The sequence below is a fragment of the Butyricimonas paravirosa genome (assembly GCF_032878955.1).
Classification (GTDB): domain Bacteria; phylum Bacteroidota; class Bacteroidia; order Bacteroidales; family Marinifilaceae; genus Butyricimonas; species Butyricimonas paravirosa.
In genome coordinates, this window is record NZ_CP043839.1 from 2,793,991 (window position 1) to 2,810,832 (window position 16,842).

Annotated in this window: 16 protein-coding genes and 1 pseudogene; 11 read left to right on the forward strand and 6 right to left on the reverse strand. The window is 42.8% G+C overall.

The features are described from left to right. Nucleotides 1–62: 62 nt before the first annotated feature. Nucleotides 63–866 carry a type IV toxin-antitoxin system AbiEi family antitoxin domain-containing protein gene (locus F1644_RS11535; RefSeq protein ID WP_118304680.1) on the forward strand — a complete coding sequence of 268 codons (804 nt, stop codon included), beginning with the start codon at nucleotides 63–65 and terminating at the stop codon, nucleotides 864–866. Beyond that, nucleotides 863–1,663, forward strand: a complete 801-nt coding sequence (locus tag F1644_RS11540) for a nucleotidyl transferase AbiEii/AbiGii toxin family protein (RefSeq protein ID WP_087419081.1) — start codon at nucleotides 863–865, stop codon at nucleotides 1,661–1,663. Before F1644_RS11535 ends, F1644_RS11540 begins: the two co-directional genes overlap by 4 nt. 125 nt (nucleotides 1,664–1,788) lie before the next feature. On the opposite strand, the gene F1644_RS11545 is transcribed toward F1644_RS11540, so the two are convergent. After that, nucleotides 1,789–2,100 carry a helix-turn-helix domain-containing protein gene (locus F1644_RS11545; RefSeq protein WP_229128141.1) on the reverse strand — a complete coding sequence of 104 codons (312 nt, stop codon included), beginning with the start codon at nucleotides 2,098–2,100 and terminating at the stop codon, nucleotides 1,789–1,791. A 582-nt stretch (nucleotides 2,101–2,682) separates the two neighbouring features. On the opposite strand from F1644_RS11545, the gene F1644_RS22735 reads away from it, so the two are divergent. Together F1644_RS22735 and F1644_RS11550 are read left to right on the forward strand one after the other, a co-directional pair. Continuing rightward, nucleotides 2,683–2,847, forward strand: coding sequence for a helix-turn-helix transcriptional regulator (locus F1644_RS22735; protein WP_368660536.1), 165 nt, complete (start codon nucleotides 2,683–2,685; stop codon nucleotides 2,845–2,847). A gap of 10 nt (nucleotides 2,848–2,857) precedes the next feature. After that, the gene (locus F1644_RS11550; RefSeq protein WP_087419083.1) at nucleotides 2,858–3,184 is read left to right on the forward strand and encodes a hypothetical protein; all 327 of its coding nucleotides are present in this window, start codon (nucleotides 2,858–2,860) and stop codon (nucleotides 3,182–3,184) included. Between the two features lie 54 nt (nucleotides 3,185–3,238). Here F1644_RS11550 and F1644_RS11555 read toward each other — a convergent pair whose 3' ends face one another. Next, complete coding sequence (locus F1644_RS11555; protein WP_118304568.1) at nucleotides 3,239–3,649, reverse strand: hypothetical protein; 411 nt, start codon at nucleotides 3,647–3,649, stop codon at nucleotides 3,239–3,241. 154 nt (nucleotides 3,650–3,803) lie between these two features. Between F1644_RS11555 and F1644_RS11560 the strand changes: the two genes are divergently transcribed. From F1644_RS11560 to F1644_RS11570, 3 genes are all read left to right on the forward strand, one after another. Then, nucleotides 3,804–5,111, forward strand: a complete 1,308-nt coding sequence (locus F1644_RS11560; protein ID WP_229128142.1) for an amidohydrolase family protein — start codon at nucleotides 3,804–3,806, stop codon at nucleotides 5,109–5,111. Nucleotides 5,112–5,231: 120 nt separating this feature from the next. Continuing rightward, nucleotides 5,232–6,095 carry an agmatinase gene (gene speB / locus F1644_RS11565; RefSeq protein WP_087419084.1) on the forward strand — a complete coding sequence of 288 codons (864 nt, stop codon included), beginning with the start codon at nucleotides 5,232–5,234 and terminating at the stop codon, nucleotides 6,093–6,095. Between the two features lie 72 nt (nucleotides 6,096–6,167). After that, nucleotides 6,168–7,190 (forward strand): 1,9-bis(guanidino)-5-aza-nonane synthase, encoded by a 1,023-nt coding sequence (locus tag F1644_RS11570; protein ID WP_087419085.1) that lies wholly within the window; start codon nucleotides 6,168–6,170, stop codon nucleotides 7,188–7,190. A gap of 237 nt (nucleotides 7,191–7,427) precedes the next feature. On the opposite strand, the gene F1644_RS11575 is transcribed toward F1644_RS11570, so the two are convergent. Next, nucleotides 7,428–7,937 carry a threonine/serine exporter family protein gene (locus F1644_RS11575; protein WP_087419086.1) on the reverse strand — a complete coding sequence of 170 codons (510 nt, stop codon included), beginning with the start codon at nucleotides 7,935–7,937 and terminating at the stop codon, nucleotides 7,428–7,430. Further along, nucleotides 7,934–8,709: pseudogene (locus tag F1644_RS11580) on the reverse strand (threonine/serine exporter family protein). The gene F1644_RS11575 and the pseudogene F1644_RS11580 overlap by 4 nt, the downstream one beginning before the upstream one ends. Nucleotides 8,710–8,809: 100 nt before the next feature. On the opposite strand from F1644_RS11580, the gene dinB reads away from it, so the two are divergent. Further along, nucleotides 8,810–9,886, forward strand: coding sequence for a DNA polymerase IV (gene dinB, locus F1644_RS11585; RefSeq protein ID WP_087419752.1), 1,077 nt, complete (start codon nucleotides 8,810–8,812; stop codon nucleotides 9,884–9,886). Between the two features lie 636 nt (nucleotides 9,887–10,522). On the opposite strand, the gene speA is transcribed toward dinB, so the two are convergent. Continuing rightward, nucleotides 10,523–12,415 (reverse strand): biosynthetic arginine decarboxylase, encoded by a 1,893-nt coding sequence (gene speA, locus F1644_RS11590; RefSeq protein WP_087419088.1) that lies wholly within the window; start codon nucleotides 12,413–12,415, stop codon nucleotides 10,523–10,525. A 157-nt stretch (nucleotides 12,416–12,572) separates the two neighbouring features. Further along, nucleotides 12,573–14,036 carry a hypothetical protein gene (locus tag F1644_RS11595; protein WP_087419089.1) on the reverse strand — a complete coding sequence of 488 codons (1,464 nt, stop codon included), beginning with the start codon at nucleotides 14,034–14,036 and terminating at the stop codon, nucleotides 12,573–12,575. A 220-nt stretch (nucleotides 14,037–14,256) separates the two neighbouring features. Between F1644_RS11595 and F1644_RS11600 the strand changes: the two genes are divergently transcribed. From F1644_RS11600 to F1644_RS11610, 3 genes are all read left to right on the forward strand, one after another. Next, entirely contained in the window at nucleotides 14,257–14,532 is a 276-nt protein-coding gene (locus tag F1644_RS11600) for an HU family DNA-binding protein (protein WP_087419090.1), read from the forward strand. Between the two features lie 219 nt (nucleotides 14,533–14,751). Then, nucleotides 14,752–15,219 (forward strand): thioredoxin family protein, encoded by a 468-nt coding sequence (locus F1644_RS11605; protein WP_118304570.1) that lies wholly within the window; start codon nucleotides 14,752–14,754, stop codon nucleotides 15,217–15,219. A 262-nt stretch (nucleotides 15,220–15,481) separates the two neighbouring features. Further along, nucleotides 15,482–16,837, forward strand: a complete 1,356-nt coding sequence (locus F1644_RS11610) for a DUF7477 domain-containing protein (RefSeq protein WP_118304571.1) — start codon at nucleotides 15,482–15,484, stop codon at nucleotides 16,835–16,837. Nucleotides 16,838–16,842: the final 5 nt, after the last annotated feature.

The window sequence follows — 16,842 nt, forward strand, 5'->3', positions numbered from 1 at the left end:
TGTCCATAATTTATTGCAACCCTAATCAAAAAATGATTATCTTTACAACAAATTATATTGATATGACTATAAGAAATTGGATAAAACAACAAGAAAGCCTTGGTAAGCCCACATTCTCATATCGAGATGTAAAAGTCAATTTTAGTGACATGCCCGAACAACATATCATGAACGAGTTGTACCGTCTGTCAAGGCAAAAAATTATCCAATCAGTTTACAAAAGCTTTTATACCGTGATTCCGATACAATATTCAGTTCGTGGTATCGTCCCCCCCACTTATTATATCGACCAACTGATGGAATATCTCGCTAAACCTTATTATATCAGTTTACTCAGTGCAGCGGAGATTCATGGTGCAGCCCACCAGCGCCCTCAACGTTTCTCTGTCACGACTTTACGCCCCGTGGTAACAACATCTGCACGGAAAAACAACCTTATCGTTTGGAATTATAGAAAAGATATTCCCGAAAATTTACTTTGCAGCAAGAATTCCGAAACCGGGATAATTCATTATTCATCAGCTGAATTGACAGCTGTTGACCTCGTACAATTCGAGCATCAGGTAGGAGGATTGTCCGTTGCCGCCACAGTTCTTTCTGAATTAGTAGAAACTATCGACTTCTCCAAAAACTCAAATACTTTATTTCAGACAGCCTCATTAACATCGATTCAACGACTCGGATATATATTGGATTATATACTGGAAGAGACAAAACAGGCCGAGATGCTGTATCAGCAATTATGTCTACTAAACAAAAAGCTCGGCTATACACCTCTTGCACATTGTCTGCCCATCCGTGGAAACAAACGAAACAACAAATGGAAAATTATTATTAATCAAACAATAGAAATAGACGATATATGATAAACAGATCAGCGATACAAGAATGGGGTGCACAAGTACCTTGGACGGACAATGCTCAAGTGGAACAGGATTTACTGATTTCACGTTGCCTCGTGGCTATTTTTAACGATAACTTTCTGCGAAATCAACTGGCTTTCCGTGGAGGTACGGCTCTTCATAAATTATATCTTTCCCCCCAGCCTCGATATAGTGAAGATATTGATCTGGTACAAATAACTGCCGGCCCCATAAAATCCATCATGTCCCGACTAGGCGAAGTTCTTGATTTTATGCCAAATAAAGTAACAAAACAGAAACGATATAATAACACCATGCTATTTCGTATGGAATCCGAAATACCTCCCGTCATGCCGATTCGTTTGAAACTGGAGATAAACTGCTTTGAGCATTTCACTGAAATGGGCCTGGTAGAAGTTCCTTTCTCGGTCGGAAATAAATGGTTTTCCGGTTCCTGTAAGATTACTACCTACCAATTTGCTGAATTATTGGGGACGAAATTACGTGCGCTCTATCAACGAAAAAAAGGGCGTGATTTATTTGATCTGTACGTTGCATTAAAACAAACGGATGTAAATCCAGATGACGTGATTCGCTGCTATCACAAGTATATGAGGTTTACAGTACAACAGCCACCCACCTACAAACAATTTATTCTCAACATGGAGGAGAAAATACAAGATCCAGATTTCCTTGGTGACTCACAATTATTACTGCGACCGGAGATTTCATTCAACCCCCAAGAGGCATATCTAGTTGTGAAAGAGAGGCTCATTGATAGACTTTCTTGGACCAGATAATATACTTTTGGGCCTCGCCCTCCAAACCGTCTATAACAAACGCCGGGAGGCGATTCTTATTTTATGGAAGCATATGGTGAAGTAATAAACTACTCACCTCGTTTGGGAACAAGGAATTTATGAAATTACATTATAGTAAAACTAATTTTACGTCCAAGCCCTTGAAATATCTTAAACAACGTGGAAAGCTGAATATCTGCATGTCCATTTTCGATACGGGAAATATAACTTTTTTTTGTTCCTATTTTAGCTGCAAGTTGCTCCTGCGTCATACCCGCTTTCAAACGCTCCGCTTTTAATTGTTCCCCTATAATGAATGCCTCACAACCATTTTCAAATTCATTACGTTCTTCCGTCCCGATAGCACCAAAATCTTCCGTGATTAAATCCTCAATCGGAGTACATCCTATTGCTTTCAATTCATCATTACTCATCATTTTATTCTCTTTTTTCTGCCATAACAAGTATTTTCGCTTTTACAAAGATAACTAATTAGTGAACAAAAATCAATGATTCATCCGTTTTTATTATTAGAAAACATCAACAGGGATAAAATAGGGATAAGCCCCCCTTTTACTATAGTTATAATCTCCCTTGGACCTTTCCTCTTTCTTTCATCGTCCTTTCATAACCCATTCCCAATATACAGGAAATGGTGCTGAAAGGACGGTATAACGGTCCCGTGAGATTATTACAGTATTATCACAATGTTATTACGAGGTTAAAACTCTAATTAGGCAGGGGTAGAGAATCTAAAGAGAACCTAAGGAGAAGTTTCCCAAATAATCCCACTTATTCGAAGAACCCTCGAAGCTTACACGTAGCTCCCACATTCCACAATATTTAAGCTCTGTGAAAGCTTCGAATAAGCTCTGGTTAAGTGAGATTATCTCGATTAGATTACCACTTTATCTGGGTTAGATTAGGATATAAATTGGGGTTGTCCAAAAACATTTGAATTATCCCGTTTTTATCGTAAATTTGCACTAAAAGGGAAATATATTGCACTATGGATTTCTATCAACTTATTAAAGAACCGTCGTGCTTTACTTGGTCTGACTCAACAGGATTTGGCAGATTATACCGGTTTGAGTCCGCAGATCATCAAAAGTATAGAAACGGGAAAGCAAATACACAAGCGTTCTTATCAAGAGCGTTTACACCGTTTTCTGAGGAATAATTAAATATCACACCATGACAGAAGAAGAGAACAAACAACGGATGCACGATCTATTGGTAGAGATCGAAACCTTGGAAAAAGATGGGTTCCCCATCCAGCAGCAATGTACCGAGGCGATTGCCTGTCTCGAAAGAGCCCATAAAATGTTTGTCCAAAGAGCAACAAAAGAAGGATTCAGCTTACAGGATTGCCGGGTGGGAGAAATAGAAATAAAGCAATACTCGGCGATGAAACAGATGGCTATAAAAGGAGGACTCCCCCACGCACATTATGACCAGCGCATCCGGGAAGTACGAGTCCGGCTATTCGGAGAACAAATGGTAAAAGATAATTTTGATTGACTTCATCAGCTCTCCCGGAGAACCCCAACAAGGAGCTGATGATTTTTGCAACGCCTATTCTTCAACAATCTCTACTTTCAGACGATCCGGTTTTTCTTCCGTGATTTGCAGTTTCGTACCTTTAATTGCTACGCGAATCGCATCCCGGATACTCATTTTACCTTTCACGGCATTTACTTTCACGCTACCCGTCTTTGCCAAATCCGTCTCGATAAAACATCCCGTGGCATGAGCCAAAGCCTGTGCCGTTTCATCGAATCGCTGTGCCGGAATATCATACGGGATTTCAGTAATCGTATCCAGACATCCCCGACAGGGATGACGTAAAGTATCCACAGAACTCGATTCAGCAATTGTTGTGGACTTCGCCTCAACAACCCCAGAATCACTTGTTTTCACCTTATCCTTACACCCGCAGAACAACGCTCCCGCTAGCAAAAGAAAAATTAAACTTACACGTTTCATAATATCTCACATTTTAAAGTTAAACTCCTATCCATCTCACCTATAGCTATCACTCTTGATTTCACTATTACAAATGAAATGCCATACCAGGAAAAACAGTCATATTGTCCCTCGAAACCGGAAATATCACTAACTTTGGCATAAAAACAAGACTATGGCAACTACAATTATATTCAACGCTTGTATCATTACCATGAATGAAGGCATGGAGGTGATCAAAAACGGTTCCATCCGGGTGGAAGACAACCAGATAAAAGAAATTCGAGAAGGAAAAATCGAATCTCCTGACGCGGAGTATTTCGATGCAGAAGGCATGATCGTGATGCCCGGATTTATCAACACACATACTCACGTCCCCATGACCATGTTACGCGGGTATGCCGATGATCTCCCTCTCCACACTTGGCTAAACGAACATATTTTCCCGGCAGAGGCACGCATGGTGACCCCGGAAAACGTGGCAGTTGCCGCCCGCTTTGCTTTTATCGAGATGATCAAGTCGGGAACCACGTGTTTCAACGACATGTACTTCTTTGAAGACATCATCGCCTCGGAAGCCAAGAAAGCGGGTATCCGGGCCGTCGTGGGGGAGTCCCTGATCGACTTTCCGACACCGAGTTTTCACACGGTCGACGAAGGGGTAGCTCGCTGTGAATCTCTCGTTCAACAATGGTACGGGGACAGCTTGATTCATCCTACCATTTGCGCCCATTCTCCCTATACCTGTTCAAAAGAGACGCTACAAAAAGCCAAAATACTCTCTGAAAAATACAACATTCCCCTCCACATCCACGTGGCAGAAACCCGTAAAGAAGTGGAAGACCTCACGAGTCAAACCGGTATGGCCCCGGCCGAATACCTTTACTCGATCGGGTTACTGGACAGGAACGTGATCGCAGCCCATTCCGTCTGGCTGAACCTGAAAGAAATTGAATTATACGCCCGGACCCGCACGTCTGTTGCCCACTGTCCGAAAAGTAATCTAAAACTGGCCAGTGGTATCGCCGACACGGATACATACATGAAAGCGGGCATTAACGTCAGCATCGGTACCGATGGCACGGCAAGCAACAACACGCTGGATATGGTGGAAGAAATGCGCTTCGCGGCCCTCCTTCCCAAAGGCTCCCTCCACAACCCGGAAGCCGTCAACGCCCGAACGGCATTACGAATGGCCACGATCAACGGGGCAAAAGCCCTCGGTATTCATCACCTCACGGGTTCTCTCGAGGTCGGGAAACGAGCCGACTTGATCGTGATTCATGCCGATGCCAGCAATATGCTCCCGATCTACGACGTGTATTCAGCCATCGTTTATGCATCCAACAGCAAAAACATCCGTTCCAGCATGGTAAACGGGAAATGGATTATGCGCAACCGGGAGCTTATGAATATCAATAAAACGGAAACCATGGAGTCCATGAAACACATCGTTAACAGCCAGATTGACAACCGAAAATGATGACATGGAAATGAGTCTTTCATTTTCGAATTTCCATTTTCAATTCTCAATTATATTCGTTAGTTTTGCAAACCTTTTTACAAAGAAAGGAGTTTATAAATACTATAAACCCAATTAGATATGGAAAATAAAAATTATGGAGGACTCGACAGCGAGTTTACGGCATACGAAACTGCCGAGATTGTAGTATTACCTGTACCTTATGACGGGACAAGCACGTGGTTGAAAGGGGCAGATAAAGGTCCCGATGCAATTCTTGAAGCATCGGCTAACATGGAACTCTACGATATTGAAACGGATTCCGAAGTATATACTCATGGTATCGCAACCTTGGAACCGGTGACAGAGGCCTCATCTCCGGAAGCCATGTCTCAGGAAGTTGAAAAACAAGTTGACAAGATATTAACCGACAAAAAGTTCCCGGTGATCCTGGGAGGAGAGCATTCCGTTAGTATCGGTGCATTCCGGGCTTTCGCCAAACACTATGAAAAGTTCTCTGTCCTGCAGTTGGATGCACATTCCGATATGCGTAGCGAATACGAAGGATCGACCCACAACCACGCTTGTGTCATGGCACGTGCCAAAGAAGTGGCAACCGTGGCTCAGGTAGGAATCAGAAGCTCCGCTATCGAGGAAAAAGAGAACATCATGCCGGACCGTATTTTCTATGCTCACGATTTACATGATGCCAAAGAAGGTAACAACTGGATGTACATGGTGTCCCAAAAATTACATGACAACGTGTATATCACGATTGACCTTGACGTTTTCGACCCGGCTATCCTTCCGGCTACAGGAACCCCGGAACCGGACGGACTCTATTACAGAGAAGTGCTGAACTTCCTGAAATTGATCAACGAACGTCACAACATTGTCGGTTTGGACGTGGTAGAACTTTGCCCCAACGAAGTCAACAAATCATCTGACTTTTTGGCTAGCAAACTAATCTACCAGATATTGAGCATAAAATATCAAAACCAATGAAATAATTTTAAATGACGAAATTGAGTCAATAAGGTCCTCATAATTGTACCTTATATTTTTAAGATAAATAGAATGGAAAAGAAAGATTTATTAAAAGACACTATCAAACACATCGACATCAAGTCGTATGACTCAACCCAATTGATCGACGCGATGCGCGATATGTCATTCACCTCTCGCGACACGGCCAGAGCAACCGATATTCTGATGATGATGGTCGGAGAGAAAGAGTGTACTAATATTCTTACCATTGCCGGAAGTACCAGTGCTGCCGGATGTATGCAGGTTTACGTGGATATGGTTCGTAACAAAATGGTTGACGTGGTAGTTTCTACCGGTGCGTCTATCATCGATATGGACTTGTTCGAGGCCCTTGGCTACAAACATTACAAGGGACATCAGGATGTGCCTGACATGCAATTAAGAGAACTTTACATTGACCGTATTTACGATACGTTCATCGATGAAGAAGAATTACAGGCTTGCGACCACACAACTTACGAGATCGCTAACAATTTGGAGCCGCGTCCCTATTCATCACGTGAATTTATCTGGGAAATCGGTAAATGGTTACACGAAGGACACGCCGTGAAGAAAGACAGCTTGATCCAGACTTGCTACGAATGTGGAGTACCCATCTTCTGCCCCGCATTCTCTGATTGTAGTGCAGGATTCGGAATTGGTAAACACCAATGGGAACACCCCGACAAACACGTGTCGATCGACTCTGTAAAAGACTTTATCGAATTGACCCAGATCAAGATCAAGGCAGGAACAACCGGCTTGTTCATGGTAGGTGGCGGAACCCCGAAGAACTTCGCTCAAGACACTGTTGTTTGTGCTGAAATCCTCGGATTCGACGTACCGATGCACAAATACGCCATCCAGATCACCGTGGCCGATGTTCGCGACGGGGCTTGCTCTTCTTCTACCTTGAAAGAGGCTTGCTCTTGGGGTAAAGTTGACGTTACCTACGAACAAATGGTTTACGCTGAAGGAACCACCGTTATTCCCGCTATCGCAAGCTACGTTTACCACAACGGACCTTGGAAAGAGAGAGAATACAAAAACTGGAACAAATTATTCCAAAAATAATTACGACACGAGGGAAACGAAAGTTTCCCTCTTTCTTTTTCCCCTCTTTACCGACAAACAGGTATATTACCAGTAACTTGCCTCGGGAATGCACTATACTCTCGTTAATATCTGAATCGTGAATTCATGATTCATCCCCACAAATGAACCAATCCCATCCGTTGACTTCCCGTTAACTTACTAACGAGACACACAAGAAACCCCGATTCAAGTAACCGTCATTACCTCACTGCATTTCTACTCTTTCCTCCTTCGCAGGAAACGAGTCATTGAAATCGCTTGCTTATGGAAAATGAATAGCGGCAATGACACCCCGATAGCCAACACAGCCAAAACAAAAGCGGTTGTCAATCCGTTGCGGAAAATCTCTACAATCAAGTTGGGGAGAATTTCCTCATCCTCCGTTCTCATGAAACGGATCAATGCCAAGATTGTCTTGTAAGCATACATTCCGGGAATCATGGGTAGCAATGAAGGGAAAGAAAAAACCTCTGCCGGGCAATGAATCAACCGGGCAAAATAAATACTGAACAAACCGATCGTGAACGAGGCACATAACGTGGAGGGGATTAAACCCAAGGCCGTGTGATTCAACAAGTAAAATCGAAGAGCGTGGCCCACGGCAGCCAACAAAGCCGAAATAAGAATCGCTTTCCTCGGGGGATTGGAAATCACGGCAAAACCAATAGCCGCTATCGCCGCAAAAATTCCATCAAGCAATACAGATAATACTAAATCCCAGTTCATAGCGTATCCAATCCTAAAATTAATAATGTTACCGACAACCCCAATGCGATACAAATTATAAGTATCGCCGCATTCACCGCACGAGACATACCTATCAGCACATGACCTCCCAAAATATCAATAATCGAATTAATCAAAGGTACCCCGGGGATCAGATAAAGGACACTGGAAGCCAAAGCTATATCCGGGGTCTTACCCCAGCCGAAATAGGTCCCGACCGAGGCAATAAACGAGGCAATAAAAGCCGATACAACGAAAACGACCATATGATTCACGTGGCGATTCATCATCTCCTGCCGTACCCAAAAACCCACGCAAGTCGCAGCACAAACCAGCATCATGGCAATCCCGTCTCCCCCGAACAAGCGACAGAATGCCGCGTTGGCCAAGGAAACCAAAACCAGCACCACCCAACGGGAAATGCGGGGTTCGTTCATCACCTCATGGTAATGAGCCGTTAACTCGCCCAACGACAGATGATGATCGTAAGCCTCCCAGCTCAAGGCACTTAACTCAGAAATCACTTGAAAGTTAATCGCCAAGGCAGGAATCTTCCGCACGTAAGTTCGCCGGATAGAATAATCTTCCGGATGCTTGATTGTCATGGTAATATTTTTCTGAAAAATCGTCACGTCAATCCCATACCCAACGACTCGGCAATACGGGAAACACTCCTCACGGCTCTCGCCGTGTGTACCCCGACTCCCATCATACTCGTGGTGTAATCCATCAAGAAATTCGAGAGTTCCTGAATATCAACCTTTCTTTCCATATTATTTAACTATCTACCCTAATTTTCCCCTCGTATTCGGGGCCGCAAATATACATCAAAATTCAAGAGAAAGTTGTATATTTACTCATCGAAACGGGAGATGGAAAACAGAAAAATTATTCATATCGACATGGACGCGTTCTACGCCTCTATCGAACAACGGGATCACCCGGAATACAGGGGAAAACCGCTTGTCGTGGGGCGTCCGGAGAAACGCGGGGTCGTGGCTGCCGCCAGCTACGAGGCTCGCCGTTATGGCATACGTTCTGCCATGTCGTCCATGAAAGCCAAACAGCTTTGTCCCGACCTCATTTTCGTTGGTTCTCACATGGAATACTATAAATCGGTATCCATGCAGATTCACGAAATATTCCACGAATACACGGACATGATCGAACCCCTAGCTCTCGATGAGGCATTCCTAGACGTGACCGAGAACAAAAAAAACATCCCGTTAGCCGTCGATGTCGCCAGAGAAATCAAGAAAGAGATTAAAGAAAAACTAGGACTCGTGGCCTCAGCCGGGATCTCTTACAATAAATTCCTCGCCAAGATCGCATCCGATTACAAGAAACCCGACGGGCTTTACACCATACATCCTGACCGGGCCCCCGCTTTTATCTCCAAACTCCCGATCGAAGCATTCTGGGGTATCGGCAAAGTCACGGCTCGTAAAATGCACTCACTAGGTATACACACGGGGGCTGACCTCAAGGAATGTACACTGACATTCCTTACCCGCAATTTCGGGAAAGCCGGTACCTTGTATCACGATTTTGCCAACGGCATCGATCCCAGAATGGTTACCCCCGAACGAATCCGTAAATCCGTAGGCTGTGAAAGTACCTTCGAGAATGACTTGACGAACTATATCGCTGTCATCATAGAACTATACCACGTGACAACGGAATTAATTCTCCGACTAGAAAAGTCTGATTTCAAAGGACATACCCTAACCTTGAAAATCAAATTCCACGATTTCACCCAAAAGACACGTAGTGTCACTATGGCACACGAGTTACGAACAAAACAGGATATTCTTCCCCTAGCCAAAAAATTACTCAAAGATTTAGAACTTACGCAATTTAGAATACGCCTACTAGGTCTCTCTGTATCAAACCCTTTCGAAGAATTAACCACCGATGGCCCTTTACAATTAAGAATTAATTTTGATTAATTATGAAACCTTTACGTTCATGTGCCGTATATAGGCATATATTTTGAATGTAATCATAGTGTAACCGAAACTTAATACATAAGTGACAAGATTACGATGACAAAACGATACCTTTGTATCGGATTTCAAAAGAGACTTCGATTTTTTTTCATAAATTTGTTATTGGTATTTTGGGTCCCCGCTGAGACAGCGCGGACCATTTTTATTTTAGTATAAATCCTAACTTTTGTCTCCTTGTATTCGTATATAAAAGTGTGTATCGAAAATTAATCGATATAACAGAAATTTAACTACTAATTTTTTTGTATATAAAGAAAAGCCGATACCTTTGTATCGGATTTCAAGAAAAGACTTCAATTTTTTTTCATAAATTTGTTATTGGTTGCCTCCTGCTGTGACAGCACGAGGCTTTTTTTCTTTCACCGATGCTAAACTAGCAAATCTTTTTTTACCCGCAAACATTTGCGTAAAATTTAATAGTGTTAAAAATCAGATTTTTATTAACACGCTGATTACCTGGTCAAGTAAAAATCACGTTAACATTTGCACGACAGGAAATTTACAAAAAAAAAGATCGTGCCTGATTCATTTTAACAAATTCGGCACGACCTCTTTATTTTGTTATTATCTATCGAATTATTCCAAATAGGTATACCCGTACAGTCCGGAACGGTAATTAGACAAGAATTCCCGTCCTTCTTCTGCCGAGATAATTCCCTTTTTCACGGAAGAAGTTACCCATACCTCTACCGTACGAGCCATTCTTTTCGGCATAAATTGAACGTACTCCAACACGTCAGCCACCGTCTCTCCTTCAATCACCTTGTCGATCACGTAATCATCACCTTTCACTTTGATGTGGACGGCATTCGTGTCCCCGAACAGGTTATGCAGGTCACCAAGAATCTCTTGGTAGGCACCCACGAGGAATACCCCTAAATAATACGGTTCTTTATTATTTAACTCGTGTACCGGAAGATGGTACGAGAAATTACGCGTCGAGATAAAATTATCAATCTTCCCGTCAGAATCACAGGTAATATCCTGAATTGTTGCCGATTTAGTTGGTTGCTCATTCAAACGAGAAATCGGTATAATCGGGAATATCTGGTCGATCGCCCATGAATCAGGCAAAGACTGGAATAACGAGAAATTACAGAAATATTTATCCGGCAACATTTTGGAGATTTTCTTCAACTCGTCCGGAGCATGTTTCGTGGCCACTGCCATGTCGTACACGTCTCTAGCCACGGACCAGAACAACCGTTCCACTTGCGCACGGGTGAACAAATCAATCAAGCCAAGATTAAACAAACCGAGAGCATCCTCCCGAATCTGCATAGCATCATGCCATGTCTCGATCAACCGGGGCTGATTCAGGTTCTCCCATAAATCATACAACTCTTTCACCAGCTCGTGAGCATTCTCGTCGATTTCCTCGTTTTCATCGAAAGCGGGCAAACTTGTACTGGCAAGTGCCTCGAAAATCAACACGGAGTGATGTGCCGTCAGAGAACGTCCCGACTCGGTGATAATATTCGGTTGCTCCAGATTATTCTTTTCGCAAGCATCTACTAACGCAGACACGGCATCATTCACGTACTCCTGAATCGAGTAGTTCATGCTGTTCCCGCTCGTGGCCGAGCGTGTTCCATCGTAGTCTACACCCAAGCCCCCGCCAATATCCACGAAATGTATATTGTATCCTAAATTCTTCAATTGCACGTAGAACTGAGAGGCTTCCTTCAACGCCGTCTTGATACGCCGTATATTGGTCACCTGACTACCGATATGGAAATGGATTAACTTCAAGCAATCCGTCATCTTGTTCTTTTCCAGAATGTCCATGGCTTCCAGCAACTCGCTCGAATTTACCCCGAACTTACTGACATCTCCTCCGGACTCTTCCCACTTGCCACTCCCGGAACTAGCCAATTTTATACGAATTCCTATATTCGGGCGAATTTTCAAGCGTTTGGAGATTGTCGCGATATTTCTCAATTCGTTCAGTTTCTCTACAACCAAGTATATATTCCGTCCCATTTTCTGGGCCAAAAGAGCCAACTCGATATAATTCTCGTCCTTGTAACCGTTACAGATGATCATCGCATCGTCGTCAATATCAATCGACAACACCGCGTGTAATTCCGGTTTCGAGCCTGCCTCAAGACCAATGTTATACTTGGTCCCGTGACTGACAATCTCTTCCACCACCGGGCGCATCTGGTTCACTTTAATAGGATAAATGATAAAATTTTTCCCCGTGTAACCATATTCCGTTGCCGCAGCTTGAAAACAACTAGAGATTTTCTCGATCCGGTTATCAAGGATGTCCGGGAACCTTAACAACACGGGAGCCGATACATCCCGCACCTGAAGTTCCTCCATCAATTCCTTGATGTCAATTTTCGGTCCTCCGACTTTCGGCGTTACTGTAACGTGTCCCTTCTCGTTAATCGAAAAATAGTTCAGCCCCCAACCGTTAATATTGTACAGTTCTGCTGAATCGTCAATACTCCATTTTCTCATTTTTATTCTATAAGCTCATTAAGATTGATTGTCCCGCAAAGCTACAATATATTTTCAATATTATACGCTTAATCGCCTAGGATTTCACGATTTTAGCCATTAGATTTCATGCTCCCCGGCATCATGCCAGGCAGAATAACACTCCCGTCAAACGACCTCACATTTTCTGGATCTCCTGAATACCGTCCCGATCTATCACCAAACGGTAACGCTTGTACTCGACCTGCTCCCCATGTAGCAATTGTATCAAGAAATTAAGGTAATATATCTTGTCTCCCATGATCGGGCCATAATCCGCCTCTCCCCTCGGCACGTATAACTCGTAGTCCCGCTCATCCATTTTCTGAACGAAACTCCCCACGTTAAAACGCAATATCTCGTTCACCCCGGCAATATCGTACTGGCTATATTCGCCTAGCGCCTCCGGATCGAGCTGTACCCATTTCCGGTAAAGAATAATTTTCTCCCCGCCATTCCGATTGTCCGCCTCCAACAAATCCGGACGGGCTCTTCGCTCGATAATCTCCTCCGGGACTTTCCTTTCCGAGATAAAATCCACCCCGTCCTTGATCCACCCGACCACTCTCTCGTTCATACTGATCGTTGTCTTCCGGTCAAAATAATTCTTCCCCAGCCGATGGGCAAAATAAAAACGCATCAACTCCTTAATCCGGTCCTTCAACATATAGCTCACCACCAAAGCCACGAACAACGGCATCGTGAAATTCCCGTATTTTTTCTGAAATGAAAAAGCTACCACCGTGGCAAATATCATGGAGAGTCCTGCCGCAATACTATAATATATCTGCTCCACCAGTACTCCATCCTTTTTCTTCGATGCCTTTAAGAACAAATCACTCTCCGCGTATTTCTTCAGCATCCCCCGCCGATAGATCACCGTCCGATTCCGATCCTTACTCTCCGGATCTGCCACGAGATAACCGTTCTGTTTCTTGTAATCAATCTCCGAATGTACCAAAGACAACAATAACTTCACCATCCGATCATAACATCCCGGATCCGTCGTCTTCAAGCCGTCCAGTAACTTGAACGTATGAAATTCCACCAGATTGGAAAGATACTCATCCCCGAAAGAGAAATAATTCAACGCCTCCCGGGGAATACCCGGCACGTTAATAATGGTCTTCAAATCCCGATACCGTTTCACGATCAATTGCACGTATTCAACATACCGATTGACCATCCCTTCCCGTTCACCACTTTCCACCTCATGATGAATCGTCTCTCCCGCCATCCCCCGAAGGGCACTTTTAAAAATGGATGTAAACATCTTGATCTGGTACTCGTAAGAGGCTAACGCATCCCTCGTCCCATCCGCCACCAAATGCTGGAACGCATCCTCCAAGAAAACGAAAGGCGTCCATTCGCCACTCGCAATCTCCTCCAACGTGTAAATCGGGGTGATCAAACGCACGTTGGACTTCACATCCCGGTAGAAAGCCTCCTTGGGATAAGTCGAGGCATTAATATCCAAACTATGAGGCACGAAAAACCACGTGTTCATTCTGAACTCGTTCTCCCCCGTGTCCCGGTCGACATGGTAGCCAACCTTACATTCCACGGAGTACCGATCATGCAACTTAACCTGAATATCTATCATATCATAAAATCACAACGCAAGATACGAAAAAAAGTATAATGAAAACAAAGTACTCCAAGCTAAAAGAATTCCTTCTTGCAGAAGAATATTCTATAATTTCGAACCACTCCGTACAATTATTCATTAATCTATCTATTTAGGTATAATTCATACTGAATTATTTGTTTCCTGTTTTTTTAATACATAACTTTGTTACACTATAAATCTAAAATAAAAGAGCATGAATAGGCAACAAATAATTAAAGCCGTGACAGAGAAAACCGGCATATCACGAAAAGACACGGCAAAAGTATTTTCTTCCATTTTCGAGACTATTTTAGAAAGTCTGGAAAAAGAAGAATCGGTACGGTTAATGAACTTTGGCAGCTTTACCGTAAAAACTTACAAACCACGCAAAGGCTATAATCCAGCTTCAAAAATAGTTGTCCAACTCCCGGAAAGAAAAGCCATCCGTTTTAAATTAGCCAAACGTGCAGCTTCAAAAAGCTTAAAATAATAACTGACAAGATACAATCACTGAATTCTTTCTCTTCATAAAACAAAGGGTTCAGTGGTTATCCCCGTTCAAAGAACGTTTACTTCCCCGTTCCTCGTTGTCAATACACACCCCATCATTCCATAAAAAATATTTCAATAACATTTGACTCGCATGAATATTATTCGTAAATTTACGAATAGACAGTCTCCATTATAGAATCTTTAAAAAAATATAATCATGAAAGAATACAAAACATACGTACCGGTCGCACTTATCATCTTGATGTTTTTTTCTCTCATGATCTTTCACAAAGACATTGCCACCTACATCTCACAAAGTAAGATTGAACAATTATCTGCCAACTCCCAAAAAAGTATCAGCGACTCGATTGCCCAAAAATACAACTATCATCATAACGGGAAAACTTACGATTACACGTTCATTGAATTTGGCTCCACAGGCTGTCACTCTTGTCGCCAAATGGAAGAAGTCATGGAGAAAATAAAAACCGAATACAAGGGGAAAGTCAATGTAGTTTTTATGAACTTAATGGAACCAGAGAGCAAAAGATTCTTCGAATACTACGGAGTCGCCACAATTCCCACCCAAGTATTACTTGACAAAAAGGGCAAAGAGTTCTTCCGCCACACAGGCTTTTATTCGGCTGACGAACTATCAACACACTTCACAAGCAGAAACAAATAATTGTAAGCTCATTATTATACAGAAAAGATTCTCCAAATTATTTATATCGAACACAATTTATCACAAACCTCACAAGAAAGATCACGTAAATTCTCACATTTACAATTATACCAATACGTGACATCCGAGCAACAATAATTTAGATCCCCTTCCACAGCCTAAATCATAAAAATATAATCTATAACTTCCAATGCTAGTGGATATTTTTTTCTATAACTTTGCATAATAAAATTCACGTGAAATACTATTAAACGTTATTATCATGAATATTGTCAAAAGTAAACGGATCTCGTTTCTGAAACGAAACATTCGCGAGGTGAAGTTTCTTCTATCAATCATGCTACTAATGTACTGCGGCTCCTTACAAGCCCAGGACAAACTGATATTATTAATGGAAGAGCAAACCGGATTCTCGTCACAAACATGGTTTTATTGTGGACTTGGGAACGAACTCGACTTGAAATTAATTGAAAAACACTGGAACGAAGGACGACGTATCACGTCTGCCGCTTATACCTCTAACGGATGGTTCGTCACGATGGCCAAAAACTCGGGATTAACATGGCAAGCTTGTCATTATGATAGCAACTGGCCTACCGATTGGCTCGCCGAACATCGCAAGAATAACCGCTACATCACGTCTATTGGCATGAGTGCCAATAAATGGTTTATCGTGGTATCAGAAGGTACCGGATACACGGACCAGATAAATAATTGCGGGGATTGGGATCAAATGAGTCAATGGATAAAGAAATACTGGAACGAGGACTTTCGCATTACACACGCTGCCCGGCATACTTCCGGATGGGATATCGTTATGAGTAAAAACTCCGGTATAGACCAGCAGACTTATTGTTTCGCCACGGAATCAGAATTAAAAAGCAAACTGGAAGAGCAGTGGGCAAACGGATATTGTCTTCAATTAATAGAATTCGCCAATGGACAGTACTTTATAATTGGTTGTACTTACAAAAACGGGAAAGCTCCCATGCAATCCTACAACATTTCACCAGACGATCCCGGAACTTGTATCTCGGAAGGATGGGACAATCAGAGAAATATTGTCTACATCGGAGGTGGTTTTAACTTTTCCACCCCAAACACGGGCTCAAACCAACAACTAGCCACGAACAATAACTTGAGAAACAACGAAAAATACACGGAATACAACCTCCCATACATGGGAGGAACCATGAAAATGCGTATATACCCTGATGGCTCCGGGACCACAATAACTGAAACACCATGTCGCCTATGTTATAGTAGCGGACGATGTTCTGTTTGCAATGGTGCCGGGCAATACTGGCACGCTTATTTTAAAACGTGGAATCCCTGTCCTAGCTGCATGGGCTCCAAAGTATGTAAATATTGTCAAGGGAAAGGACAACAAACCATGTCTAAATACTTTGCCCCGGGAGAAGCCGAGGCATACCTCAAGGCTAAAAGAGCAGAAAAGGGAGGCAATCCCGGAAGTAATCAAAATCGGAACAGCAATCCACAGTATACAGATGAGATATACTGGACTCCCAATTACACGGGAAAACCTTATGCCGACGAGTGGTGTGCCAAATGTCAAAAGTGGATGCAACCACACAAACATATTCGTAAACGCCTTTAAATAAA